21 protein-coding genes are annotated in these 25161 nt (G+C 71.5%); 14 read left to right on the top strand and 7 right to left on the bottom strand.

What is annotated here, in order from left to right:
• Nucleotides 1-29 precede the first annotated feature (29 nt).
• Nucleotides 30-215 (top strand): hypothetical protein, encoded by a 186-nt coding sequence (locus Q5425_RS36150; protein ID WP_308676881.1) that lies wholly within the window; start codon nt 30-32, stop codon nt 213-215.
• Here Q5425_RS36150 and Q5425_RS36145 read toward each other — a convergent pair.
• Nucleotides 212-1156, bottom strand: coding sequence for an AAA family ATPase (locus tag Q5425_RS36145; protein WP_308676880.1), 945 nt, complete (start codon nt 1154-1156; stop codon nt 212-214). The two genes, Q5425_RS36150 and Q5425_RS36145, sit on opposite strands and share 4 nt — an antisense overlap.
• Nucleotides 1157-1285: 129 nt before the next feature.
• Between Q5425_RS36145 and Q5425_RS36140 the strand changes: the two genes are divergently transcribed.
• Together Q5425_RS36140 and Q5425_RS36135 are read left to right on the top strand one after the other, a co-directional pair.
• Nucleotides 1286-2692: an RNB domain-containing ribonuclease gene (locus Q5425_RS36140; protein ID WP_308677080.1), complete on the top strand. Its 1407-nt coding sequence runs from the start codon at nt 1286-1288 to the stop codon at nt 2690-2692.
• Nucleotides 2689-3462 (top strand): helical backbone metal receptor, encoded by a 774-nt coding sequence (locus tag Q5425_RS36135; RefSeq protein WP_308676879.1) that lies wholly within the window; start codon nt 2689-2691, stop codon nt 3460-3462. The genes Q5425_RS36140 and Q5425_RS36135 overlap by 4 nt, the downstream gene beginning before the upstream one ends.
• Nucleotides 3463-3510: 48 nt before the next feature.
• Here the strand turns inward: Q5425_RS36135 and Q5425_RS36130 are convergent, their stop codons facing one another.
• Together Q5425_RS36130 and gabT are read right to left on the bottom strand one after the other, a co-directional pair.
• Nucleotides 3511-4938 carry an aldehyde dehydrogenase family protein gene (locus Q5425_RS36130; RefSeq protein WP_308676878.1) on the bottom strand — a complete coding sequence of 476 codons (1428 nt, stop codon included), beginning with the start codon at nt 4936-4938 and terminating at the stop codon, nt 3511-3513.
• Complete coding sequence (gabT, locus tag Q5425_RS36125; RefSeq protein ID WP_308676877.1) at nt 4935-6290, bottom strand: 4-aminobutyrate--2-oxoglutarate transaminase; 1356 nt, start codon at nt 6288-6290, stop codon at nt 4935-4937. The genes Q5425_RS36130 and gabT overlap by 4 nt, the downstream gene beginning before the upstream one ends.
• A 100-nt stretch (nt 6291-6390) precedes the next feature.
• Between gabT and Q5425_RS36120 the strand changes: the two genes are divergently transcribed.
• Nucleotides 6391-7842: a PucR family transcriptional regulator gene (locus tag Q5425_RS36120; RefSeq protein ID WP_308676876.1), complete on the top strand. Its 1452-nt coding sequence runs from the start codon at nt 6391-6393 to the stop codon at nt 7840-7842.
• Between the two features lie 25 nt (nt 7843-7867).
• Nucleotides 7868-8254, top strand: coding sequence for a hypothetical protein (locus tag Q5425_RS36115; RefSeq protein ID WP_308676875.1), 387 nt, complete (start codon nt 7868-7870; stop codon nt 8252-8254).
• Here Q5425_RS36115 and Q5425_RS36110 read toward each other — a convergent pair.
• Together Q5425_RS36110 and Q5425_RS36105 are read right to left on the bottom strand one after the other, a co-directional pair.
• A complete protein-coding gene (locus Q5425_RS36110) occupies nt 8251-8964 on the bottom strand; it encodes a cache domain-containing protein (RefSeq protein ID WP_308676874.1) in 714 nt (237 codons plus the stop codon). The genes Q5425_RS36115 and Q5425_RS36110 overlap by 4 nt on opposite strands.
• 33 nt (nt 8965-8997) lie before the next feature.
• Nucleotides 8998-9732 (bottom strand): FCD domain-containing protein, encoded by a 735-nt coding sequence (locus Q5425_RS36105; RefSeq protein ID WP_308676873.1) that lies wholly within the window; start codon nt 9730-9732, stop codon nt 8998-9000.
• Between the two features lie 114 nt (nt 9733-9846).
• Between Q5425_RS36105 and Q5425_RS36100 the strand changes: the two genes are divergently transcribed.
• Genes Q5425_RS36100 through Q5425_RS36090 form a run of 3 tightly spaced genes read left to right on the top strand, consistent with a single transcriptional unit; the run spans nt 9847 to nt 13591 of the window.
• Nucleotides 9847-11295 (top strand): gamma-aminobutyraldehyde dehydrogenase, encoded by a 1449-nt coding sequence (locus Q5425_RS36100; RefSeq protein WP_308676872.1) that lies wholly within the window; start codon nt 9847-9849, stop codon nt 11293-11295.
• An 8-nt stretch (nt 11296-11303) separates the two neighbouring features.
• Nucleotides 11304-12371, top strand: a complete 1068-nt coding sequence (locus Q5425_RS36095) for an ABC transporter ATP-binding protein (protein WP_308676871.1) — start codon at nt 11304-11306, stop codon at nt 12369-12371.
• A gap of 17 nt (nt 12372-12388) precedes the next feature.
• Nucleotides 12389-13591 carry an ABC transporter substrate-binding protein gene (locus Q5425_RS36090; protein ID WP_308676870.1) on the top strand — a complete coding sequence of 401 codons (1203 nt, stop codon included), beginning with the start codon at nt 12389-12391 and terminating at the stop codon, nt 13589-13591.
• A gap of 83 nt (nt 13592-13674) precedes the next feature.
• On the opposite strand, the gene Q5425_RS36085 is transcribed toward Q5425_RS36090, so the two are convergent.
• A complete protein-coding gene (locus Q5425_RS36085) occupies nt 13675-14850 on the bottom strand; it encodes a cellulose-binding domain-containing protein (RefSeq protein WP_308676869.1) in 1176 nt (391 codons plus the stop codon).
• Nucleotides 14851-15390: 540 nt separating this feature from the next.
• Between Q5425_RS36085 and Q5425_RS36080 the strand changes: the two genes are divergently transcribed.
• From Q5425_RS36080 to Q5425_RS36060, 5 genes are read left to right on the top strand one after another with little or no spacing between them, the layout of a single operon-like run.
• Nucleotides 15391-16863, top strand: a complete 1473-nt coding sequence (locus Q5425_RS36080; RefSeq protein ID WP_308676868.1) for a hypothetical protein — start codon at nt 15391-15393, stop codon at nt 16861-16863.
• A 32-nt stretch (nt 16864-16895) separates the two neighbouring features.
• Entirely contained in the window at nt 16896-17699 is an 804-nt protein-coding gene (locus Q5425_RS36075; RefSeq protein ID WP_308676867.1) for an AfsA-related hotdog domain-containing protein, read from the top strand.
• A 42-nt stretch (nt 17700-17741) separates the two neighbouring features.
• Nucleotides 17742-18548, top strand: a complete 807-nt coding sequence (locus Q5425_RS36070) for a carboxymuconolactone decarboxylase family protein (RefSeq protein WP_308676866.1) — start codon at nt 17742-17744, stop codon at nt 18546-18548.
• Entirely contained in the window at nt 18545-19246 is a 702-nt protein-coding gene (locus Q5425_RS36065; RefSeq protein WP_308676865.1) for an HAD family hydrolase, read from the top strand. The genes Q5425_RS36070 and Q5425_RS36065 overlap by 4 nt, the downstream gene beginning before the upstream one ends.
• Before the next feature lie 26 nt (nt 19247-19272).
• Nucleotides 19273-20274, top strand: coding sequence for an NAD(P)-dependent alcohol dehydrogenase (locus Q5425_RS36060; RefSeq protein WP_308676864.1), 1002 nt, complete (start codon nt 19273-19275; stop codon nt 20272-20274).
• Nucleotides 20275-20620: 346 nt separating this feature from the next.
• Here Q5425_RS36060 and Q5425_RS36055 read toward each other — a convergent pair whose 3' ends face one another.
• Nucleotides 20621-23377, bottom strand: a complete 2757-nt coding sequence (locus Q5425_RS36055) for a cellulose binding domain-containing protein (protein ID WP_308676862.1) — start codon at nt 23375-23377, stop codon at nt 20621-20623.
• Between the two features lie 271 nt (nt 23378-23648).
• Between Q5425_RS36055 and Q5425_RS36050 the strand changes: the two genes are divergently transcribed.
• Nucleotides 23649-25031, top strand: coding sequence for a sugar porter family MFS transporter (locus Q5425_RS36050; protein ID WP_308676861.1), 1383 nt, complete (start codon nt 23649-23651; stop codon nt 25029-25031).
• Nucleotides 25032-25161: the final 130 nt, after the last annotated feature.

Below are 25161 nucleotides of genomic sequence, written 5' to 3'. Positions count from 1 at the left end.
GGCGGGCCCGGGGGTGCGAACCTGGAACCATGTCCAAAGACCCGAACCCGGACCAGGGGTGGTACTACAACACCCGCACCCACCAGGTCGAGCACCTCGAACGCAGCCGCGGCGTCGACCTGCTCGGCCCGTACCCGGACGAGGCCACCGCCCGGCGCGCCCTCGAGATCGCCCGGGAGCGCACCCGGCGGGCCGATGCCGATGACGAGGACTAGACCGTCAGCTGCGGGCTGAGCACGAACTCCGGGTCCACCTGCGCGGCGAGGTCGGCGCCGGCCCACGCCGCCGCGTTGCGCAGGTGGAACTCCACCGCCTGGCGCTGGTAGCGGGCCCAGTCGCGTTGCTCCGCGTCCACCGCCGCGTGCATCGAACGCAGCGTCGAGAGGTTGCGCGGCTCGAGCTCGGTGATCGGCCGGGCCGCGCCGCGCTCCGCCGCTCGGACGTGCCGGGACGCCGACATCCAGCCCAGCAACGCCGAGCCGACCTGGTCCTGCAGGAACTCGACGTCGTCGGCGTCGGCCACCTTGTTGCCGACCACCACCAGCCGCACGCCGAAGTCGCGTGCGTAGTCCGCGTACTGGCGGTACACCCCCACGCTCCGGACCGTCGGCTCGCACACCAGGAACGTCACGTCGAACCGGGTGAACAGCCCCGACGCGAACGCGTCCGCGCCCGCCGTCATGTCCATCACGACGTACTCGCCGTCCACGTCGACCAGGTGGTTCAGCAGCAGCTCCGCCGCTCCCACCTTCGAGTGGTAGCACTTGACGCCGAGGTCGTCCTCGTCGAACTGGCCGGTGACGCCGAGCCGCACGCCGCCCAGCTGCCGGAAGCACGTCGCGAAGACCGGGTTGTCCTCGAACGGCCGGACCAGCCGCGAACCGCGCCCCGGCGGTGTCGTCTTGATCATCGACGCCGCGTCGGGGATCCGCGGGTTGTCGCCGCGCAGGTAGTCCTTGATCAGGGTCATGTTGTCGCCGAGCGTCGGCCAGGCAATGGCCTCCTCCTCGGTCGCGCCGAGCGCCACCGCGAGGTGCTGGTTGATGTCGGCGTCGATGGCCAGTACCGGCAGGCCGGCGTCGGCGAGGTACGCGACGAACAGCGACGACAGCGTGGTCTTGCCGCTGCCGCCCTTGCCGACGAACGCGATCTTCACGGTGTGATCCCCTTCTGGCAATGAAGACGGTTTTCATTACTACCCCGGCAACGTACACCCGACCGGCCCGCGCCCGATCGGGCGATCTCCGGGCCCGGCGCGGGTTAGGGTTGGGGGGTGCCTCCCCTCGTGATCAGGACACATTCGGCGGGCGGGGACTTCGGCCCCCTGCGTGCCGAGTTCTTGCTGCCGGAGTCGTTCGGCCCTGAGGTGCTGGCCGAGGCGGAGTCGGCGGTGCTGGATCCGCTGGCCAGCGCCGGTCCGCGGGAGGACGCGACGGACCTGCCGCTGGTCACCATCGACCCGCCCGGCGCCAAGGACCTCGACCAGGCGATGGTCGTCGAGAAGACCGCGCACGGCTTCCGCGTGCACTACGCGATCGCCGACCTCGCCGCGTTCGTCCCGCCCGGCGGCGCGCTCGACCGCGAATCGCGGCTGCGCGGGCAGACGCTCTACCTGCCCGACGGCAACGTCCCGCTGCACCCGCCGGTGCTGTCCGAAGGCGCGGCCAGCCTGCTGCCCGGCGAAATCCGGCCCGCGGTGCTCTGGACCATCGAGACCGACGACGTGGGCGAGCCGACGGCGACCCGGGTCCGCCGCGCGCTGGTCCGGTCCACCGAGCAGTTCGACTACGAGACGGTGCAGGCCGCTCTCGAGGCCGGCAACCTGCACCCGTCGGTGGCCGCGCTGCCGGAGCTGGGACGGCTGCGGCGCGAGCTGGCCGTCCGGCGCGGCGCGGTCGAGCTGCAGCTGCCGGAGCAGGAGATCACCGGCGACCCGGACGGCGGCTGGGTGCTCGCCCGCCGTCCGCGCACGGCCGTCGACGCCTGGAACGCCGAAATCTCCCTGCTCACCGGGATGGCCGCGGCGCGGATCATGATCGACGCGCGGATCGGCGTCCTGCGCACGCTGCCCGACCCGGAGCCCGAGGCCGTCGACTGGCTGCGCCGCTCGGCCGAGGCGCTGGGCATCGCCTGGACGCCCGGAACGACCGTCTCGGAGTTCCTGTCCAAGCTGGACCCCGGGCAACCGGCTTCGATGGCGCTTTACGCCGACACGACCCGGTTGCTGCGCGGCGCGGGCTACACCGCGTTCGACGGCGAGTTGCCGGCGCTGACGACGCACGCGGGCATCGGCGGCGCGTACGCGCACGTCACGGCGCCGATCCGGCGGCTGGTCGACCGGTTCGCCACGGAGATCTGCCTCGCCGTCTCGGCCGGTCGCGAGGTCCCGGACTGGGTGCGGGCGGCGCTGGCCGACGTCCCGGAGCGGATGAGCGCGTCGGACACGCTCGCCGCGAAGGTCGAGCGAGCGTGCATCGACCAGGTCGAGGCCTGGGTGCTGGCCGAGCACGTCGGCGGCGAGTTCAGCGCGGTGGTGCTGCGCGCGGACGAGAACAAGGCGGAGATCCTGGTCGAGGACCCGACGGTGATGGCGAAGTGCGCGGGGGAGAAGCTGACGGCGGGGGAGCGCATCGCGGTCCGCCTCACCGCGGTCGACGTCGACAAGCGGAAGGTGTCGTTCGAACGCGCATGACGTACCTCGTCGACGACCTCGGGGAGCCGGTGCCGCTCGAGGGCCCGGCTTCGCGGGTGGTGTCCCTCGTGCCGTCGCTCACCGAAGCGGTCGAGGTCAGCGCGCCGGGCCGCCTCGCCGGTGCCACGGACTACTGCACGCATCCGTCTGCTTTGGACGTCCCGCGCGTCGGCGGGTCGAAGTACCCGAAGCTCGACCGCGTGCTCGACCTGGCACCGGACCTCGTGCTGGCCAACTCGGAGGAAAACCGTCAGGAGGACGTGGAACGCCTGCGCGCCAACGGGATCCCGGTGTGGGTGATGGCCGCGGCGGCGTCGGTGCCGGCCGCGCTGGGCTCCCTGCGGCGCATCTTGACGCAGGCGTACGAGCTGGACGAGCCGGAGTGGCTGGTTTCGGCGGAAGAAGCCTGGCGCGAGGTCCGGCCGGTGCGCTTCCACGCGGTGGTCCCGGTGTGGCGCAAGCCGTGGATCGTCCTGGGCCGCGACACGTTCGCCGGCGACGTCCTGCGCCGGGTGGGCGTGGCGAACGTCTACGCGGCGTCGGGGGAGCGCTACCCGCGCCCGGACGTGGAGGAGCTGCGGGCCCACCTGAGCACGGACGCGGACCTGCTGGTGCTGCCGGACGAGCCGTACGAGTTCACCGGGGAGGACGGCCCGGACCACTTCCCGGAGGCGCCGTACGTCCTGGTGTCGGGCCGGCACCTCACCTGGTACGGGCCGTCGCTGGTCGAGGCCCACGCGGCCCTGCTGGAGGCGCTCCCAAAGCCATGAAGGTTCCCTCATGGCTCATAAGTCCATGAGGGTGCTCCTCATGGACTTCTACAGCGTCAGACCGGTCAGCACCGTTACCCGCTCCTCCGTGAAGTCCGCCATCGCCGCCGCCGGGCCCTCGCGCCCCACCCCCGAATCCTTCACCCCGCCGTAAGGCATCTGGTCGGCCCGGAAACTCGGCACGTCCCCGACGATCACGCCACCCACCTGCAACGCGGCCGACACCTCGAACGCCGTCGGCAGATCGCGCGTGAACACGCCTGCCTGCAGCCCGAAGCGGGACGCGTTGATCCGCGCGACCCCATCGGCCACCGAAGACACACGAACCAGCGAAACCACCGGTCCGAACACCTCCTCGGCCATCACCGGCGCGTCCTCGGGGACGTCCGCGAGCACCGTCGGCTCCACCGTGGCTCCCGACTGCCCGCCGCCCGTCAAGAGGCGGGCGCCGGAAGACACCGCCGACGAGATCCACGACGAAACCCGGGTGGCAGCGTCCACATTGATCAGCGGGCCGACGTCGACGCCGTCGAGACGCGGGTCGCCGGTTCGCAACGCAAGCACCTGCGAAAGCACCTTCGAAGCGAGAGCGTCATAGACATCCGAATGCGCGTACACCCGCTGCACCGAAATGCACGACTGCCCCGCCTGGTACATCGCGAACGTCGCGATCCGCTGGGCCGCGAAGTCCAGGTCCGGCCAATCCGGGCAGACCAGCACCGCGCCGTTGCCACCCAGCTCCAAGGCCACGTGCTTGCGCGGCACGCGGTCGCGGATCGACCAGCCCACCGGGACCGAACCGGTGAACGACACCACCGGCAGCCGCGGGTCCTCGACCAGCCGGGACGACGTCTCGTTGTCCACCGGCAGGATCGACCACGAGCCCGCCGGGAGATCCGCCGAAGCCAGGATTTCCCCCAGCAGCAACGCCGTCAGCGGGGTCGCCGGCGCGGGCTTCAGCACGATCGGCGCGCCCACCGCGATCGCCGGGGCCACCTTGTGGGCCACCAGGTTCAGCGGGAAGTTGAACGGCGTGATGCCCAGCACCGGCCCGCGCGGCACGCGCCGGACCAGCGCCAGCCGGCCGGTGCCGCCCGGGTCCGTGTCGAGCCGCTGCAGCTCGCCCGAGAAGCGGCGGGCCTCCTCGGCGGCCCAGCGGAACGTCGACACCGCGCGCCCGACTTCGCCGCGGGCCCACTTCAGCGGCTTGCCCGACTCCGCCGTGATCAGGGCGGCGATCTCTTCGGACCGCTCGCCCAAGGAACGGGACACGTGGTCCAACGCTCCGGCGCGGACGTGCGCGGGCAGCGTCGCGAACTCGGCGGCGACGTCGGCCGCGGCCTGCACCGCGGCTTCGACGTCCGACGCGGACGGAACGAAGTGCGACCCCGCCGGTGAACCGTCGTAGGGGTGCCGGACGTCAGCGGTCGAGCCGGCGGTCACCGGCTTCCCGGCGACCCAGAACGGGAACGTCATGCGCGAGCCTCCGTACGGACGGCGTGTTCGAGCACCGAAAGGCCCTCGTCGAGCAGGTCGTCGGCCAGCGAAAGCGGCGGCAGCAGCCGGACGACGTTGCCGTAGGTGCCGCACGTCAGCACGACCACCCCCGCGCGGTGGCAGGCCGCCGCGACGCGCTTGGTCAACTCCGCGTCGGGCTCCACCGAACCGGGGCGCACGAACTCCGCGGCCAGCATCGCGCCGCGCCCGCGGACGTCACCGATCACCCCGGTCTCGCCGGCCAGCGCGCGCAGCCGCGGCAGGATGGCACCTTCGATGCGCTTGGCCGACGCAGCGAGGTCCTCGTTCTTCATCGTCTCGATCGAGCCGAGCGCCGCGGCGCACGCGATCGGGTTGCCGCCGTACGTGCCGCCGAGGCCGCCCGGCGGGACGGCGTCGAGCAGTTCCGCGCGGCCGGTGACGGCGGACAGCGGCAGGCCGCCCGCGATGCCCTTGGCCGTCGCGATCAGGTCCGGCGACACGTCCTCGTCGGTGGACGCGAACCACGAACCGGTGCGGCAGAAGCCCGTCTGGACTTCGTCGGCGACGTACACGACGCCGTTTTCGCGGCACCAGGCCGCGATCGCGGGCAGGAAACCCCGGGCGGGCTCGATGAAACCGCCTTCACCCTGGAGCGGTTCGAGGACGACCGCCGCGACCTGGTCGCCGCCGATCTGCTTCTCGATCCGGTCGATGGCCAGCGCGGCCGCCTCGGGCCCGGACAGGCCGTCGCGGAACGGGTACGAGCCCGGCACCCGGTAGACCTCGGGGGCGAAGGGCCCGAAGCCGTGCTTGTAGGGCACGGACTTCGCGGTCATGCCCATCGTGAGGTTGGTGCGGCCGTGGTAGGCGTGGTCGAACACGACGACGGCCTGGCGCCCGGTCGCCACCCGCGCGATCTTGACGGCGTTCTCGACCGCTTCGGCGCCCGAGTTGAACAGCACCGACTTCTTCGCGTGGTCGCCCGGCGTCAGCTCGGCGAGCGCTTCGCAGACCTCGACGTACCCCTCGTACGGCGTGACCATGAAACAGGTGTGGGTGAACCAGCACGCCTGCTTGCGGACGCGGTCCACCACCGCCGGCGCGGAGTGCCCGACGTTCGTCACCGCGATGCCGGAGCCGAAGTCGATCAGGACGTTGCTGTCGGCGTCGGTGAGCAGGCCGCCGCTGGCCGAGGTGACGTAGACGGGCAGCACCGAGCTCACCCCGGCGGCGACGGCGGCGACGCGTCGCCGCTGCAGCTCGCGCGAAAGGGGACCGGGGATCTCGGTCTGCAGCCTGCGCTGCCGGGGCGCCGGGGCGTGCGGCCCGGCGGTGGTGCTTGCGGTCACGGCGTGCTCCTGGAAGTCGGTGGACGTCCTCAGGATGAGTGGCGCCCCCGCGCTCGTCAGCTCGCCGTTTTGGCCAAATCGGCGCGTAAGATTGGCCGTTATGGCACTCACGCTGGCCGCGCTGGCCGCCGACCGCCCCCTCGGGCTGCGGGTGCGCACCGGTGCCGAGCTCCTGGATCGCCCGATCGGGTGGGTCCACCCGACCGAACTGACCGATCCGCAGGCCTTCCTGGAAGGCGGCGAGCTGCTGCTCACCACCGGCTTGGCCCTGGACGAGGGGACGGCACCGGCTTACGTGCACCGTCTGGTGGACGCCGGGGTGGCCGGGCTCGGCTTCGGCGTCGGGCTGAGCCACGAGTCCGTGCCGCGCTCGCTCGTGGCGACCGCGGCCGAGGTGGGGCTGCCGGTGCTGGAGGTGCCGCGCGAGACGCCGTTCATCGCGATCACCCGCGCGGTCTCGCGCGCGGTGGCGGCCGACGAGTACGCGACGACGGTCCGGATCGGCCGCGCCCAGCAGGAGCTGACCCGCACGGCGGTCGGCAAGGGCGGCCCGGCGGGGGTGCTGCGCAAGCTGGCGAAGCTCGTCGACGGCTGGGCGCTGCTGTTCGAACGCACAACCGTCACCGAAGCGGCTCCGGCGAGCGCTCGCGCGTACGGTGCTTCGCTGCGTGAGGAGCTGGAGCGGCTTCAGACCGGCACGCGGGTCGTGTCGCTGGACCAGGACGAGGTGGTCCTGCAGACCTTGGACACCGGCGCGCGGCGCGTGCTCGCGGTGGGCACCGGCGTGCCGCTCGACACCGCGGGACGGCACATCGTCAACACCGCCGTGTCGGTGCTTTCCCTGGCACTGGAACAGGACCGCGCCCAGGCCGCCGCCCGGCAGGCCCTGCGGACCGGGCTGCTGGAGCTCCTCGCGGGCGGCCAGGCCGAGCTGGCGCTGCGGGTCCTGGAGACCACGGGTGGCGAGCCGCCGCCGTCGCCGTGGTCGGTGCTGGTGTTCGCCGGACCGCCCGCGGCCCGGCGCAAGCTGCTCGAGGCGCTCGAGGGCGAGGTGTTCGCGGCCCGTTCCGGCCCGTCGGTGGTCGCGTTCGGCGCCGGCCCGGTGGTCGACACGGTGGCCGAGGCCGCGCTGCGGATCGGCGGCCTGCACGGCGGGGTCGCCGGGCCGGTGTCCGCCGGGGACTTCGCGGCCGGGCTGGAGCAGGCGGAGCTGGCGGCCCGCGCCGCGGAAGCCGAGGGCAAGATCCTCGTCTCGGCGGCCGAGCACACCGGCCGCGGCCTGCTGTCCCTCATCGACCCGACGGTGGCGCAGGCGTTCGCCCACGGCTTGCTGGCCCCGCTTCGCCGCCACGACAAAACGGGCCGCGGCGACCTCGTCGGGTCGCTGCGCTGCTGGCTGGAGCACCACGGCCACTGGGACGTGGCGGCCGCGCGCCTCGGCGTCCACCGGCACACGCTGCGGAACCGGATCACCAAGGCGCAGGAGCTGCTGGGCCGCGACCTGGACTCACCGGGCGTCCGCGCGGAACTTTGGGTGGCGCTGCAAACCTGAGCACCACGACGGGCGTCTTCGGTAGGTGACCTGGAAACGCGCGGCTGCGGTGGCGGTCGTCGTCGTGCTGCTCGCGGCGGGTGGGTCGGCGTTCCTGCCGTGGACCGCCAACCACTTCGGGTACGCCCTGCCGGGCGAGCGCGGGCTCCCGTACCGCATCCACCACGCCGGCCGGGATTACCACAGCTCCGCGACCTGCGCCGGAGCCGGCTGGTGCACCGCCGCCCCGTACTGCACTCCGTTCGGCGGCGAAGAAACGTCCCTGACCCGGATCGGCGAGGTCGGCACGTTGTTCGGGGCGGCGCACACGGTGTTCACCACCCGGCCGGTTCCCGAGGGCACCCCGTTGACGGTTCTCGTGCGGGCCGGTCCGGGCTGCTACGTGGGATACGCGCTGATGGGCGGGCCTTAGGCCCCGGTCGCCAGCACGATCGGGGCATCGCCGCAGCGGCGCCGTCCCGGGCCCGGTTCCGCACCCGCCGACCACCACGCCGGGACGTCGGCTTCGCGCACCAGCGAGCCCGTCGGCTGCCGGACGCTGTTCGACACGATCACCCGCCCCTGGGCGTTCAGCAACGCCGCTCCGCGGCCCAGCGACCGCAGCCGGGGCCGCACCGCCCGCTCGAACTCGCGCACGTAGACGTCCGCGCCCACCACGCCCGCGAAGGCGCCCGCGCGGAAGACCGGGATCGTGAACGTCAGCGTGTACTCGTCGGTGCACAGGTAATCCACGTACGGCCCGTTGATGTGCCGCCGCCCGGTGTCGCGCGGGACCGTGAACCACGACTGGCGGGTGTAGTCCAGGAAGTTCTCGCTCGCCGGGTCGAGGCTGATGAACAGCTGGGACGGCGGTTCGCTGCCGGAGCGGGTCCACCACTCGAAGCCGAACTCCGAGTCGGCCAGCACGTGCGGTGCGCTGACGAAGCCCGCGCCGATGACCAGGCCGCCGAGTGCCTCGGTGACCTGCGGGCGGATCCGGTGCAGGGCCGACGCCGCCGGGGCGTCCGCCAATACCGACTCGGCGGCCGCAAGCAGCGGCTTTAGCCGCCCGAAAACCCCTTCCACCAACGCGGAAACCTGCTCGACGACCTCGTCGACGGCGGGCGTGCGGGTGTCGTTCACGGTCCTCACCTCGATGCGCGGAGTAGCGGAAGTCTAGGGCGTGAGCAGGTCGAGGTGCACGTCCGCGAGCCGGTCGAGGGCGGCCAGCAGGTGCTCTTCGGTGAGCTTGCGGGCCAGCTCGCCGTCGGCCGACGAGATCGCCGCCGTGATGGCCGCGTGCTCTTCGCAGGCGTGCGCCGCGGGCCCGAGCGGCAGCCACAGCAGGCCGCCGCGCTCGCTCTGCAGGTGGACCTCTTCGTGCGTCAGCCGCGGCGACTGCGCGGCCGCCGCGACCTCCAGGTGGAACTGCCGCTCCGCCCGGGTGAAGTCGATGCCCTGGGCCGTGCGGAGGTCCTCGGTCGCCAGCCGCAGCCGGGCGACGTCTTCGGGGGAGCTGCGCTCGGCGGCGAGCTTCGCGGCGGCTCCGGCGATCGCGAGGTAGTGGTCGCCGACGTCGCGCAGGTCCGACAGCGACACCTCGCGCAGCCGCTCGCGCCAGGCGTCCGAAGGCGGGTTGGCCGGCGTGCGGACGAAGCTGCCGCCGCTGCGGCCCCGGCGCGTCTCGACCAGCCCCTGCTGCCGGAGGGCCACCAGCGCCTCCCGGACCGTCACGGTCGAGACGCCGAACTGCGCGGCCAGCTCGGCTTCGCTGGGCAGCTGTTCCGCGTCGGCGAGCAAGCCGAGCGTGATGGCGTCGACCAGCCGCGCCGCCACCGCTTCCGCCCGCCCGACCTGGCCGAGCGGCGCGAACATGGCGGATCGCGCGCTGTGCGACATGCCCTTGCGCATCGTGCCCCTCCGGACGGCGGACTACCCATTCGCACCAATCTTGCCCCATCCCCTTGTCCTATTACATATGGAGTCATATGTTTTGGCTCCCCGTCAGCACCGGAGGAGTTCACCGTGTCTTCCACCTGCCCACCCACCCCGCCGCAAGAGCTCAAGCACTACGTAGGCGGCGCGTACGTCGAGTCCAAGTCGGGCCGGACGGCCGAGATCACCGACCCCGTCACCGGACGCCCCTACTGCACCGCCCCGATCGCCGGGCCCGAAGACGTCGACAACGCGCTGCAGGTCGCCGCGACCGCGTTCGAGACCTGGCGGACGACGACCCCCGCCCAGCGCCAGCTCGCGCTGCTCAAGCTGGCCGACGCGCTCGAAGCCCGCGCCGAAGAGATCGTCCGCGCGGAGTCGGCGAACACCGGCAAGCCGGTCGCGCTGACCATGGCCGAAGAGATCCCGATGGTCCTGGACCAGCTCCGCTTCTTCGCCGGGGCCGCCCGCGTGCTCGAAGGCCGGGCCGCGGGCGAGTACCTGGAGGGGCACACCTCCTTCGTGCGCCGCGAGCCCGTCGGCGTCTGCGCGCAGGTCACGCCGTGGAACTACCCGCTGCTGATGGCCATCTGGAAGATCGCGCCCGCGCTCGCCGCCGGCAACACGGTGGTGCTCAAGCCGTCCGACACCACCCCGGCGTCGACGCTGCTGCTCGCCGAGATCGCCGGCGAGTTCTTCCCGCCCGGCGTGTTCAACGTGCTCTGCGGCGACCGCGACACCGGCCGTGCGCTGGTCGAGCACGGCATCCCGGCCATGGTGTCGATCACCGGCTCGGTCCGGGCCGGCATCGAGGTCGCGCGCAGTGCGGCCGCCGACGTCAAGCGGGTGCACCTGGAACTGGGCGGCAAGGCGCCGGTCATCGTCTTCGGCGACGCCGACCTGGAAGCCGCCGCCGAGGCCATCGCCGTCGCGGGCTACTTCAACGCGGGCCAGGACTGCACCGCCGCCACGCGGGTGCTCGTCGCCGACGACGTGCACGACACCTTCGTCGCCGCCCTCACCCGGCAGGCCGAGAACACCAAGACCGGCAAGCCGGATGACGAAGACGTCGCTTACGGCCCGCTGAACAACGCGGCCCAGCTGGCGAAGGTGGCCGGGTTCGTCGAGCGGCTGCCGTCGCACACGACCGTCCACTGTGGAGGGCATCGGGTCGGCGACGAAGGCTACTTCTACGAAGCCACCGTGGTCTCCGGCGTCCGCCAGGACGACGAGATCAGCCAGAACGAGATCTTCGGCCCGGTCATCACCGTCCAGCGGTTCTCCGAAGAGACCGAGGCGCTGCAGGCCGCGAACGCCGTCCAGTACGGCCTCGCGTCGTCGGTCTGGACGCGTGACCACCAGCGCGCGATGCGCGTCGCGGCGAAGCTCGACTTCGGCTGCGTCTGGATCAACACCCACATCCCGCTGGTCGCCGAGATGCCGCACGGCGGGTTCAAGAAGTCCGGCTACGGCAAGGACCTCTCGCTGTACGGCCTCGAGGACTACACGCGCGTCAAGCACGTGATGAGCGCACTGTGAGGGTCGCGATGCCCAACCAAGCACCATCGGAGACGCGGGAAGAGCCAGCGGCGCTCGAGAACGCGGGGCCGGCCATCCGGCTTTCCGGGCTGCGCAAGCACTTCGGTGACGTCCACGCCGTCGACGGCGTCGACCTCGACATCCCGCCCGGCGAGTTCTTCTCCATGCTCGGCCCGTCCGGCTCCGGCAAGACGACGGTGCTGCGCCTGATCGCCGGGTTCGACCTGCCGACCGAGGGCACGATCGAGTTCGACGGCCACGACGTGGGCCGGCTCCCGCCGTTCGAGCGGGACGTCAACACGGTGTTCCAGGACTACGCGCTGTTCCCGCACATGAGCGTGCAGCAGAACGTCGAGTACGGCCTGCGCGTCAAGCGCGTCCCGAAGCAGCAGCGCCGGGAGCGCGCGCTCGAGGCGTTGAAGACCGTCCGGCTGGAGGACTACGGCTCGCGCAAGCCGGCACAGCTGTCCGGTGGCCAGCGCCAGCGCGTCGCACTGGCCCGCGCGCTGGTGAACCGGCCCAAGGTGCTGCTGCTCGATGAGCCGCTGGGCGCGCTCGACCTCAAGCTGCGGCAGGCGATGCAGCTGGAGCTCAAGCAGATCCAGCGCGACGTCGGCATCACGTTCGTCTTCGTCACCCACGACCAGGACGAGGCGCTCACGATGAGCGACCGCATCGCGGTGTTCAACGACGGGAAGATCGAGCAGGTCGGCCCGCCGGAAGAGGTCTACGAACGACCCGCCAGCGCGTTTGTCGCCGGGTTCGTCGGCACGTCGAACCTGCTGGGCGGCCGCGGCGCCGAGACCGTCATCGGCCGGCCGGGGCTGTTCAGCATCCGGCCGGAGAAGATCCGCATCGACGGCGACCTGTCCGAACCCGCCGCCGTGGGGCACACCAGCGCGACCGGCACGGTCACCGACGTCGTCTACGCCGGCGCGACCGTGCGGTACTCGGTCGCGCTCGACGCCGGCGGCCGGCTCTCGGTCGTCCGCCAGAACACCGACGGCACCGCACAGTTCGGAGACGGGCGCGTCCGGCTCAGCTGGCGCGACGAACACAGCTTCCAGGTCCAGTAGTTCCCAGAAAGGATGCCATGAAGAACAGGAAAACGCGGCTTGCCGGCTTGCTCGGCGCCAGCCTGCTGTTGGCTGCATGTGGCACGTCCGGCTCGAACTCCGCCGCGCCGCCCGGCGCGCAGGGCTTCACGCCGCCGAAGCTGGAAGCGCTCAAGGCGCTCGGCCAGCCGGAAGGGCAGCTGAACGTCCTCGCCTGGCCGGGGTACGCGGAGAACGGCTCGAACGACCCGAAGGTCAACTGGGTGACGCCGTTCGAGCAGCAGACCGGCTGCAAGGTGAACGTCAAGCCGTTCGGCACGTCCGACGAGGCCGTCACGCTGATGAAGACCGGGCAGTACGACGTCGTGTCCGCCTCCGGTGACGCGTCGCTGCGGCTCGTCGCCTCGGGCGACGCCGAGCCGGTGAACACCGCGCTGGTCCCGAACTACGCCGACGTCCAGCCGTTCCTCAAGGACAAGTCCTGGAACAGCGTCGGCGGCGTCTCCTACGGCATCCCGCACGGCTGGGGCGCCAACCTGCTGACCTGGCGCACCGACGAGGTGACGCCGGCGCCGACGTCGTGGTCGGTGGTGTTCGACGCGAACTCGCCCCACAAGGGCAAGGTGATCGCCTACGACTCGCCGATCTACATCGCCGACGCCGCCCTGTACCTGCAGACCCACCAGCCGGACCTCGGCATCAAGAACCCGTACGCCCTGGACGACAAGCAGTTCACCGCCGCGGTGAACCTGCTCAAGCAGCAGCGGCCGCTGGTCAGCGAATACTGGTCGGACTACCTCAAGGAGTCGCAGGCGCTGAAGAACGGCGACGCCGTCGTCGGCACCGCCTGGCAGGTCACGGTCAACCTGACCAAGGGCGAGGGTGCGCCGCTCGAGTCCACCGTGCCCAGCGAAGGCGCGACCGGGTGGTCGGACACGTGGATGGTCGCGGCGAAGTCCGCGCACAAGACGTGTGCCTACAAGTGGCTCGACTACATCATCAGCCCGAAGGTCAACGCCCAGGTCGCCGAGTACTTCGGCGAAGCGCCGGCGAACACGAAGGCGTGCGCGGAGATGACGGACAAGACGCTCTGCGACACCTACCACGCCGGCGACGCGGCGTACGCGGCGAAGATCGCGTACTGGACCACGCCGATCCCGCAGTGCCTCGACGGCCGCACGGACGTCAAGTGCAAGGACTACGGCGAGTGGACGAAGGCCTGGACCGAAATCAAGGGCTGACGGCCTCCGCAAGCTCCGGCCGGTCGTGAGTGGTAAGGCGGGTTCTAACCCGCCTTACCACTCACGACCGGTGGGCAGCAGCGTCAGCAGCCGATCCGCGCGGTGCCGACGGCCACGTCGTCGTACCAGAGCGTGTCGGCGTCGCCGGCGTAGCTCTCCCAGCCGAGCCGCAGGTCGGTCACCGCCGGGTGCCAGGCCCGGGCGAGCCACTGCTGGTCGATGTCGGGCGTCGGGACGCCGTCGACGACGAGCCCGGGCACCTCGGCAGAGTTCAGCCAGGTCCGGAGCCGTCCCGCGGCGCCGTCGACCTCGAACTCGAAGCAGGACCAGGTGCCGGTGGCCAGCGGGACGCTCTGGGCGACCCCGGCCGGGCTCTGCGCGGGCAGCGTCGCGTCGTCGGACTCGCGGTTCCACTGCAGGGCCCGGTTCTGGCCGCCGGCCCGCAGGTCACGGCCGTTGTCGGCGGTGTCGCGCATGGCCATGAACGCGACGTGCCCGGTGGGCAGCGCCGTCGTGTGGCGGACCCAGAACCGGCCGAAGAGGTGGTTCGAGCCGACCCCGGTGAGGCTCGTGCCGAGGAACGCGTGGTTGCAGTAGCCGCCCTGGCCGGTGACCTTGACCGAGCGGGAGCCCGAGTGCGCGACCGCCGTGTCGACGGCGACCGTGCCGGTGCCGGTGCAGTTGGCCGCGCCGACGGTCCAGCGGCCGCCCGGGGTGCTGCCGGTCTGCTGTTCGAAGTCGTCGCAGATCGCGGCGCTCGAGCAGCCGGCGGGCTGCGGCCCGGAGGTCGTCGTGGTGGGCGTGGTCGGGGTGGTGGGGGTCGTGGGCGTGGTCGGCGTCGTGGTGGTCGGGGGAGCGGGGTCGCCGCACGAAACGCCGTTCAGCGCGAAGTCCGTGGGCGTGGCGTTCGTCCCGCTGTAGGTGCCCTGGAGACCGAAGGAGACCGAGCCGCCGGCGGGCAGGGCGCCGTTGTAGGACAGGTTTTGCGCGGTGACCGCGGTCCCGGTCTGGCGGACGGTGGCGTTCCAGGCGGAGGTCACCGACTGGTTCCCGGCGTAGTTCCAGGTGAGCGTCCAGGACGAGACCGCGGAGGCGCCGTTGGTCACCGTGACGTCCGCGGTGTAGCCGGTCTGCCACTGGTTGACGCGGTAGTCGACCGAGCACGCGGGCGCGGCGGCGGCCGGACCGGCCACGAGGACGGCGGCGGTGCCCGCCGCGGCGAGGCAGAGCGCGGCGAAGGCGCCGGCGAACCTGTTCATCGGGTTTCTCCTCCGGACGCGGACAGGGGCGCCGTGGCCTGCACCACGACGCCCCTGGTTGGTGGCCGCGTTCTGGCGAGGCGACCTGGCATGGGAGCGCTTCCAGCCGCCGGAAAGGTAACCCCGGTGTGTCGCCCTTGTAAAGAGCGACCCGGACGCGGCCGGATCCGGTGGTCCGTTTTCCGCAGCCGGGCCGCCCGCGATCTCCGCTGAACGCTCCTGAACGGCCGAATCCCTTGGGAGGCAGGACATGTCCCGGTAGCACTGCGCCACCGGCCCGCGGTGCCGGACGCGGCCGTTGGGGTGGATTCCGGAAATCCGGGCCAAGATCACCATGAAGGTGCCGGAACCGGCGATTGGGAGCGCTCTCAGTCAGGTTCCCCGCGCGGCGTGCCCATCCGGGCGCCGGAAACCCTTGTTGCGTCCTCAACTTCTCGGAAAGCGCACGGTTCCCGCCCGGTGACGTCCTGGGCCCCCCGTGGTCACGCTGCGGTACTGTCGTCGGGGTGCACCCGTACTCCGGAAATCGTTGGATGAACGATGAGTCGACAGGCCAAACCAGGGAGTAAGCCCTACCGTGCACAACTGCGCGACCGGCTGGTCGCCCTGGGCTTCTCCGAGGAGGCGATCCCGGCCCAGGTGGCGAAGAACCTGATCGTCGAATGCCGGATCCCCCCGCGCACCGCGTGGCGGCTGGCGTCCGAGCTCTCGCTCGACGTCGCCGCGCACCAGTACAACGCTGTGACCGGAGACCCCCGCGCGGGCATGCGCGGGACGCGGATCTGGGAGTACGAGCAGTGGCCCGAACGCGGGGTCCGGCCCACCGTCGCGGCGCTGCGGGTGCTGGCCCAGGTCTACGGGACCAGCTGGAAGTGCCTGCTCGGCCTGCGCGACCTCGAGCAGCTGCCGGCCAAGGACCTCGCCGAGTACCACGCCGATCAGGAGCCCGCGGCCGTCGCGGCGGCCGGCCCCGAGGCGCCACCGCCGGCCCGTGCGGTCGCCCGCGTCACGGTCGCCCGCGTCGAGGCGCGGCCGGACGAGGAGCTCGGGGCGGGCGCCCTCGACGAGGCCATCCTGCTCACGAAGACCAACGTCGACGACGTCCAACTCGACGACCTGTGGTCGGACCTGGACTTCCTGGGCAGCGCCTACACCCGGATCGCCCCCGACTCGATCCTCGGCGAGCTGGCCGTGATCGGGGACCGGACCGCGTCCCTGCTCAAGGGCCGCCAGCGGCCCAAGCAGACCCAGGACCTCCTGCTCGTCGGGGCGAAGTCGAGCGCGATGATGGCCTGGATCGCGGGGGACCTCGGACGCTACCGGCTCTCGCGCGAGCTCAACTCGGCCGCCTGGCTCTACACCCAGTACGCCGACGACTTCCTCGCCCGGCGCTGGGTCCGCACGTCCCAGGCGCGCGTGGCGTTCTGGGCCGGCAACGGCATCGAGTCCGCTAGGCTCGCCGCGGACGGGCTGAACTACCGCGTGGGCGAGCAGCTCACGGACGCGCCGCTCATCCTCGCCGAGGCGCGCGGCTGGTCGTCGGTGCAGGCCGAGGGGCAGGTGCTGGACGCGATCGCGCGCTGGACCGCCATCGAAAACCCGGACCTCGGAGCCGGCGGTGAGGACCGGTTCTTCAACATCACGAAGGACCGGCGGCACTACATGGCGGGCAACTCGCTGCTCGCGGTCGGGCAGGCTTCGGCCGCGTTGCGCGAGTTCACCACCGCCCGCGAAGCCTTCGAGCGGCTGTCGCTGGAAAACCGCTGGGAGGCCATGGATCCGATGATCCGGATCGACACCGGCCGCGCCCACCTGCGGCTCGACGACCTCGAAGGCGCCGCCGCCCAAGTGGAACCGCTGCTGGACGCGGGCGTCGGCAAGCAGCCGGACATGGTCCGCGCCATGCTGAAGCTGATGGCCACCGAGCTGTCCGGGCCGCGCTGGCGCTCGGCCACGACGGCCCGGAACCTCGCCGGAGCGCTGCTGGACGCCCACGCTTCGGCGCGGCCGTGACACCCGACCCGACCCCGACGGAGGCCCCCGAGGTGGCACCGCGCGAAGTTTCGTGCCCGGAAACGCCGTCCGGGGAGGACTGGGCGCTGGCCGGGTACACCCGGCGGGACGTCGTGGTGGTCGCCGACCGCTTCGCGCAGTTCGCCCGGGGGGACCGGGTGCTCACGCTGTCGGGCCTGCTGGGCCTGCTCGATTCCGGTGGCCTGCGTGCCTCGGGCTGCCACTGGGTCGTCCACTTCGGCCAGGGCATCGACGCGACCGACGGCGACCTGCTCGAAGCCGCTTGCGACAAGAGCGAAGGGACCGTGCGGCTCGCGGACCCGGACTCGTTCCGGCGCCCGCCCGAACACCCCGTGGTCGTCCACAAGGACCGGCCGGAGAACGTCCTGCTCGCGGGCGTGCACAGCCCGCTGCCCACGCACTGCCGGGCCGAGCTGCGGATCCACCGGGACAACGAGCTGGTCCTCGACCACCACACCGGCGAGCACGTGCAGGGCATCGTGATCATCGAGGCGATGCGGCAGATCTGCATCGCGCAGTTCGAGACCGCGATCCGCCCCGGCCTGCCCCCGGCCGCCTACGCCGGGGTGTGGAAGCGGATCGACCTGTCCTTCGAGGACTTCCTGTTCCCGCTCCCGGCCACGGTCGAGTCGCTGATCGTCGAGTCCGACCTCGGCCGGGAAACCAACCTGAAGTTCCGCGCCACCACGGCGGTGCGCCAGCAGGGGCGCACCGTGGCCACCGCCGGCATCGAGTACTCGATGATCGCGCAGGGGCGCGTCGACACCCTCGAACGCCGCAAGGCAGACCAGGCCACCCGGGCCTACCTCGGCTGAGCCGACGCACGGCCCGCACTCCGGAAGGGAAACCACTCCACGATGTCCGACCTGCAGCAGGACCGCTCCGCGTCCTTCGCCCAGGGCTTGAAACTCATCCAGCAGCTCGGCGGAACGGATCGCCCGGCCGTGCTGGACCTGTTCGAGAGCATCGGGGAGGCCGAGTTCGGCGAGCAGTGCGTCGGGTTCATCTACGGCGACGTATACCACCGGCCCGGCCTGGCGCTGCCGGAGCGGCAGCTGGTGACGGTCGCCGCGCTCACCGCCCTCGGCTACGCGGGTTCACAGCTGCAGTTCCACGCCAAGGCCGCGCTCAACGTCGGCTGCACCCGCCGCCAGCTGATCGAGGCCGTGATCCACGTCAGCTCGTTCGCCGGGTTCCCGGCCACGCTCAACGCGCTGACGGCGCTGAAGGCGGCCTTCGACGGGCTGCCGCCGGAAGAGCCGTCCGAGGAAACGGCCGACGTGCCGTGGGCCGGCATCGAGGACCGCTACGAGCGCGGCCTGGCCGCGATGAAGGCCGTCGACGGCGAGGCGGGCGAGAAGGTCGCCGAGGCACTGCAGGACATCGCCCCGGACCTGGCCGCCTACATCGTCGAATTCACCTTCGGCGAGATCTACACCCGGCCGCACCTGAGCCTGCGCCACCGCGAGATCGTCACGATCGCCGCGTGCGTCGCGCTGGGCACCGCGCTGCCGCAGCTGAAGGTGCACATCCACGGCCTGCTCAACGTCGGCGGAACCCGGAAAGAGGTCGTGGAAACCGTGCTGCACCTGGCCTTCTACTGCGGGTTCCCGGCCGCGCTCAACGCGATCGCCGCCGCGCGGGAAGTGTTCGCGCAGCGGTGACCCGGTTCGGAAAGCTGCGCGTGGTCGCGCTCGACTGCGACGGCGTGCTCATCGACGACACCTACCTGGCCATGATCGCCCGGTTCGTCACCGACCACGGCGGGCGCTACGACGCCGCGGCCGAGCGGGACGTCATCGGCTTGCGCGACATCGTGGTCGCGGAGAAGGTCACCGCGCTCTGCGGCCTCGACCAGCCGGCCGAGGAGACGCTGAAGCAGCTCTGGGCCGCGCGCCAGGAGTACCTGGCCGAGCACCCGATCCGCGTCGCCGAAGGGGCGCGGGACTGCCTGGAAGCGCTTTCGAAGCTGCCCGTGCGACTGGTCTGCTACGGCGGCCGGACCCGCGAGCACACCTTCGACCGGTACCTCGGCGAATTCGCCGAGCTGCTCGACCCCGAGGTGCCCTACGTGAGCATCAACGAACACCGGCCGGGCGTCGACCACATCGCCCGCGGTGTGCTCGGCGCCGGGTTCGACGAGATCGTGTTCGTCGACGACGTCAGCCGGGTGGCCGAGGACGCCCGCGCGCACGGCGCCGGGTTCATCGGGTTCCCCTCGAGCCCCGCCCACGCCCGGCAGCGGGACTTCATGGCTTCCTGCGGTGTCCGCCACTTCGCCGGTTCGCTCGCCGACCTGACCCCGGAACTCCTGGCGATCGTCGACGGGGAGCTGGCGACTTCGACACACTGGCCTCGTTGAGGAGTACCCCGACCCATGGAGCCGCTGTGAAGTACTTTTCCCTGCCCCGCCCCGGCGCCGCGCTCGTCCCCGGCGAGCGTGACGTGCCCGAACCCGGTCCCGGGCAGGTCCTGGTCCGGATGCGCGGGTGGGCGGTCAACGCCCGCGACCTGATGATCGTCAAGGGTTTCTACCCGAAGCCGGTGAAGCCGGACGTGATCCCGCTGTCCGACGGCGCGGGCGAGGTCGTCGCGGTCGGGGCCGGGGTGCGCGCCTGGGCGGTGGGGGACCGGGTGGCGGCGACGTACTTCCCGAACTGGCTGTCCGGTCCCGGCACCCCGGAGAAGACCGGGGACGACCTGGGCGGCACGCTCGACGGCGTGCTCGCGGAGTACGCCGTCTTCGCCGAGGACGCCGTGGTCGCGGTGCCCGCGCACCTCGACTACGCCGAAGCCGCCACACTGCCGAGCGCCGGGGTGACGGCGTGGCGTGCCGTGGTCGAGGAAGGCGGGCTGACCCCCGGGCAGACCGTGCTCACCCTCGGCAGCGGCGGTCTGTCCACCTTCGCGCTGCAGTTCGCCGCGCTCGGCGGCGCCCACGTCGTCGCGACGTCGAGTTCGGACGCGAAGCTGGACCGGCTGCGCGCGCTCGGCGCGGCCGAGACCGTCAACCACGAGACCGTCCCGGAGTGGGGCGCCGCCGTGGCCGGGCTGACCGGCGGCGGCGTCGACCACGTCGTCGACGTGGGCGGCGGCGGCACCATCGGCCAGTCGATGATCGCCGCCCGCTACGGCGGCCACGTCAGCGTCGCCGGCGTCCTGACCCACGAGGGCGGTGCCGACCCGATCCTGGTGCTGGTCAAGCAGCTGACCCTGCGCGGGCTGACCAACGCCTCCCGCGAGACGTTCCAGGCGATGAACCGGGCCATCGAGCGCACCGGCCTGAAGCCGGTGATCGACCGCCGGTTCCCCTTCGACGACGTCGACGGCGCCCTCAAGCACCTCGAGTCCGGGACCCACATCGGGAAGGTCGTCCTGGAGAGCGCCTGAGCCCTCGCGCCCGGCGCGGGTAACTTTTGCGCGCCCGGGTGGGTATTTTGACCATCTCCTGACCGCGTTTCCCCAGCTCAGTGCGGGGTTGCCGGGAGGAAAAAGTCCCCTTTGGGCAGGAATGGCGGCTGCCGTCGGCACCGGGAAGAGTGGGGGTTACCGGGACAGCGCCCGAGCAGGCTGCGGCTGCTCGGGCCGCCTGCCCCGGACTGGGGGCGCGGGGAGGGGGTTTCAACCGCCTGGGGGTGGGTTGAAACCCCCTTCCCGCCCGTGCCCCAGCCGGTCGTGAGTGGTAAGTAGGGTTCTAACCCGCGTTACCACTCACGACCGGCTGCGGGAGACCGGCTCACGAGGTCGTGCAGGCCCGCCCGTTGAGCGAGATCGCCGCCGGCTTCCCGTTCACCGTCCCCGAAGTCCCGGTGAACCCGAACTCCGCGTTCCCGCCCGCGGGGATCGTCCGGTTCCAGCCCGCGTCCACCGCCGTCACCGCCGCGCCGCTCTGGGTGACCTGCGCGCTCCACCCCTGCGTCACCCGCTGGCCGTCGGCGAACGTCCACGTCACCGTCCACCCGGTCACCGCGGCCGTGCCGGTGTTGCCCACCTTCACCGAGGCCTGGAACCCGCCCGGCCACTGGTTGGTGACCGTGTAGGCCGCCGTGCAGGACCCCGACGGCACCGGCGTGGTGGTCGTCGTGGGCGTGGTGGTGGTCGGAGTCGTCGGAGTCGTGGGCGTGGTGGGTGTGGTGCTCGTCGGGGGCGGCGGCTCGCTGCCCCCGGACTCGCCCACGATCACGCCGCGGCCGTTCGTGCCCACGTACACCCGGCCGTACTCCCGCGGATCCCCGGTCAGCGCCGCGCCGATGTTGCCGTACTGGTGGCGGTCGTCGTTGATCCGCGTCCACGAAGCCCCGGCGTCGTCCGAGCGGAAGATCCCGCGCACCCCGCCGATCTTCGCGATCGTGTACAACGCCGGGTACGTCCGGCCGGGGGCGGCCTTGCCGAACCCGATGTTGTCGGCTTCGGCGACGTTCGCCAGTTTTGTGAAGGACGCTCCGGAGTCGGTGGAGTGCCAGAGGCCGTACGCCGAGCCGGAGCCGCCGGCCAGCCAGATGTCCCCGGCCACGCCCGGCACCGCCTTGAAGTGCGCGGACCCGGACGGCAGCCCGGTGGCCGCGGTCGCGGTGAACGTGGCGCCGCCGTCGGTGCTGACGTGGAACTTCCCCGCCGCGAACCCGTAGAACCGTTTCGGGTCGACGCGGTCGGACTCGACCACCGCGCCCGCCGGGATGCCGGTGGACGCCGTCCACGACGAGCCGAAGCCGACGGAATAGCTGACGTTCGTGCCGTCCGGGCTCCAGACGAACCGGCTGCCGTCGGCGGCCGCGGCCACCGTGCCGCCGGCGGCGTTCCCGCCCGGCTCCGCGCCCTGGAACCAGTTCTTCCCGCCGTCGGTGGAGAAGGCGATCCGGTTGTCGTTCGGCCGCGCGGACCGGTCGAGCGTGCCGGCGCGCACGATTGTCGCCGGGTTCAGCTCGGCGTAGTCCAGGCTGGTGGTCGTGGTGAACACCGGCTGCGTGTACATGGTGGCCGGGACCGCGTCGAGGCTGTCGTGCCGGAACCCGCCGATGTCACCGAGGCCGGACAGCAGGGGAGCGCCCGACGGCGGGCTGATCAGGTCGAGCACCGCGGTCTCTTCGAGGCCGCCGACGACCGGCTTGATCGTGATCTTCCCGCCGCTGTCCCACTTCGTGAGGTCGGACGTGCCGTAGATGGTCGCGCCGGTGCCGTAGAGCAGGTGGTTGGAGTCGAACGGGTCGATCTCGACCGACTCGGTCATCCAGCCGAGCTTGGGCGACGGCACCGGGGGAGCGGCCTGGAGGCCGAAGTTCAGCCAGGGCACCGAGGAGATGTCCTGCGTGTAGCGCAGCGTCCGCTCGGGGTAGTTCGAGAAGTCCCAGATCCGGGTCCAGGTGGCGCCGCCGTCGGTGCTGCGGAAGAAGATCACGTCCGGCCACCACGACACCTGTGTGGCCACCATCAGCGTGTTCGGGTGCTGCCGGTCGATCGTCAGGCCGCTGTAGCCGAAGTAGTCGTCGGAACTGTCGGACGGGATCGGGCTGATCCGCGTCCAGGCGCCGGTCTTCGTGGCGTACTTCCAGACGTCGCCCTTCGCACCGTCGTAGGGGCCGCCGGTGTCGCTCGTCGCGAGGTAGAGGTAACCGCCGACCGGGTCGAGCACGCCCTTGTGCGCGAGGTACCCGGTCGGCTGGCCGGCCAGCCGCGCCCACGTCGTGCCGCCGTCGGTGCTGCGGTAGACCGTGTTCTGCTTGTCGGCGACCCCGGCGTAGATCGTCTGGGTGGTGCTGCCGCGGGTGCCGGTCGACGGGTCGAACGTCACCCAGGTGACGCCTTCGATGTCACTGGAGTAGCCCGTCGTGTCGGACGGGTCCGGCGCGTAGTTGCCGGGGTTGGGGAAGCTGGTGACCTTCGCCCACGTGACGCCGGAGTCGGTGCTGCGCCAGAGCCCGTTGCCGCTCGGCGCGCCGAGGTAGAGGACGCTGTTGCGGTTCGGGTCGATGGCGAGCCGCTCGCCCATGCCGCGGCCGGGCATGTTGCCGCCGAGCTTGAACGGCAGCGCGGCCGCCTGCCAGGTGGCGCCGCGGTCGGCCGACCGCAGGATCGCGCCGTTGTTCGGGTCCCAGCTGTTGGTGTACATCCCGGCCGCGACGTAGACGCGGTTCGGGTCGACCGCGTCCGTGGCGAGACTGACGACGCCGTTGTGGCCCCAATCGGTCCAGCCGACCGAGTCCAGCAGCGGGAGCCAGCGCCCGGTGGCGGTGTTCCACCGGTACGCCCCGCCGATGTCGGTGCGGGCGTAGACGAGCCCGGGTTCGTTCTGGTTGAAGACGATTCCCGGCACGAACCCGCCGCCGCCGATCTCCGCATTGCGCCACGTGGTGGCCGCCGGTGCGGCGGGGGAGGCCGGCGCGCCCACGGTGACCGCGACCGCGGCGGGCACGAGAACGGCGAGCGCGGTGGTGAGAAACCGTCTCGCCGAACGGAACCGGGACGGGGAATGAGTTCTTCGCACGACGTTGTGCACCTCTGCCTCCACCTTCTGGGAGCGCTTCCAGAGGGACGGTAAACCAGCGTTCGGAGCGTTGTAAAGCGTTCGACGATTTCGCCGTCCGCACTGTCCACAGTGGATTTTGTGCCCGCTCTGCGTCCGCGGGGTGCCGGGTTTGTCGGAATCATATACGTGAACGGCGATCAGGTTTCTGAATTGTTATCGGAAACCTCCTTGCCCGTCATTTTGCGGCGTGTGAGTGTGGTGGCCGCTGCTGGACCGGACCTACGAAAGAGGCGACCAGGCAATGACGCAAACGGCCCCGGCGCGGCACATCGGCCGGACCACCTTGTACTTCTTCGGTGCGCTCGGCGGCATCCTGTTCGGTTACGACCTCGGCGTGATCTCCGGGGTGCTCCCGTTCATCGGGAAGCTGTGGGCGCTGACCAGCTGGGACAAGGGCGTGATCACCGCCAGCCTGTCGGTCGGCGCCATCGGCGGCGCGCTGTTCTCCAGCCGCACCAACGAAGCCCTCGGCCGGCGCCGCACGATCATGGTGGCGGCGGGCATCGTCATCGCCGGCACGCTGGCGGCGAGCTTCTCGCCGACGTTCGTGCTGCTGGTGCTCTCGCGCCTGGTCATCGGGCTGGGGATCGGCCTTTCGTCGTCGACCGTCCCGACGTACCTGTCCGAACTGGCCCCGGCGCGGTGGCGAGGCGCGATGGGCGCGCTCAACCAGATCTTCATCGTGCTGGGCATCCTGATCGCGTTCCTGGTGAGCTATTGGCTCGGGCCGATCTCGGCGTGGCGCTGGATGTTCGCCGGGGCGATCGTGCCCGCGGTGATCCTGCTGGCCGGACTGGTGTTCCTGCCGGAGACGCCGCGGTGGCTGGTCAAGAACGGCCGGGAGGAAGAGGCCCGGCGCGTCCTGGCGAGCGCGCACGGCAGCACCGTGGACCTCGACGAGGAGATTTCGACCATCCACGAGGTCATCCGGCTCGACACCGAAGAGAAGCCGCGGATCCGCGACCTGTTCTCCGGGTTCGTGCGCCCGATGCTCGTCGTGGCGCTGCTGCTCGCGATCGGTCAGCAGTTCAGCGGCGTCAACGCGATCAACGCGTACTTCCCGACGATGCTCATCGGCCTGGGCTTCGCCACGCAGGCCGCGCTGCTGTCCGGCGTGCTGCTGGGGGTCACGAAGTTCCTCTTCACGGCGTGGGTCGTGTTCGTGGTGGACCGCTGGGGCCGCAAGCCGCTGCTGCTCATCGGGAACGTCATCATGGTGCTCACGCTGGTCGCGGCCGGGCTCGTGGTGCTCAACGTCCACGACACCGGCACGCGCGGGCTGCTGATGCTGGTGATGATGGTGCTCTACCTGGTCGGCTACGAACTGGGCTGGGGCGCGGTCGTCTGGGTGATGATGGCCGAGGTGTTCCCGCTGAAGTACCGGGCGACGGGCATGGGCATCAGCAGCGTGGTCCTGTGGGCGGCGACGGGCATCGTGAGCGCGGTGTTCCCGATCATCTCCGACCCGAAGTCGCTCGGCATCGGCGGCTCGATGTTCCTCTTCGCCGGGGTCAACGTCGTGCTGTTCGTGCTCACCAAGTGGCTGGTCCCGGAGACCAAGGGCCGCTCGCTGGAGCAGATCGAGCTCGACCTCCGGGCCCGGCAGGGAGCCGCGGCCCAGTGATCTGCCGCGCCGGTCGTGAGTGGTAAGGCGGGTTAGAACCCGCCTTACCCTTCGTCGCGTTGGTCGTCAGCGGCGCTTGGGGCGCCAGACCACCAAAGCGACGAAGGCCTCCCCGGGCGACCGGGGAGGC

This window comes from Amycolatopsis sp. A133, assembly GCF_031082405.1.
In the GTDB taxonomy this organism is placed as follows: Bacteria; Actinomycetota; Actinomycetes; order Mycobacteriales; family Pseudonocardiaceae; genus Amycolatopsis.
This window is presented reverse-complemented; position numbering and strand designations above follow the sequence as displayed.

Bases quoted from the DNA above. Each gene is read 5' to 3' on its own strand.
- Q5425_RS36150 (WP_308676881.1), top strand. From the start codon at position 30: ATGTCCAAAGACCCGAACCCGGACCAGGGGTGGTACTACAACACCCGC.
- Q5425_RS36070 (WP_308676866.1), top strand. From the start codon at position 17,742: ATGTCCGACCTGCAGCAGGACCGCTCCGCGTCCTTCGCCCAGGGCTTG.
- Q5425_RS36090 (WP_308676870.1), top strand. From the start codon at position 12,389: ATGAAGAACAGGAAAACGCGGCTTGCCGGCTTGCTCGGCGCCAGCCTG.
- Q5425_RS36080 (WP_308676868.1), top strand. From the start codon at position 15,391: ATGAGTCGACAGGCCAAACCAGGGAGTAAGCCCTACCGTGCACAACTG.
- Q5425_RS36050 (WP_308676861.1), top strand. From the start codon at position 23,649: ATGACGCAAACGGCCCCGGCGCGGCACATCGGCCGGACCACCTTGTAC.
- Q5425_RS36120 (WP_308676876.1), top strand. From the start codon at position 6,391: ATGGCACTCACGCTGGCCGCGCTGGCCGCCGACCGCCCCCTCGGGCTG.
- Q5425_RS36095 (WP_308676871.1), top strand. From the start codon at position 11,304: ATGCCCAACCAAGCACCATCGGAGACGCGGGAAGAGCCAGCGGCGCTC.
- Q5425_RS36135 (WP_308676879.1), top strand. From the start codon at position 2,689: ATGACGTACCTCGTCGACGACCTCGGGGAGCCGGTGCCGCTCGAGGGC.
- Q5425_RS36105 (WP_308676873.1), bottom strand. From the start codon at position 9,732: ATGCGCAAGGGCATGTCGCACAGCGCGCGATCCGCCATGTTCGCGCCG.
- Q5425_RS36085 (WP_308676869.1), bottom strand. From the start codon at position 14,850: ATGAACAGGTTCGCCGGCGCCTTCGCCGCGCTCTGCCTCGCCGCGGCG.
- Q5425_RS36130 (WP_308676878.1), bottom strand. From the start codon at position 4,938: ATGACGTTCCCGTTCTGGGTCGCCGGGAAGCCGGTGACCGCCGGCTCG.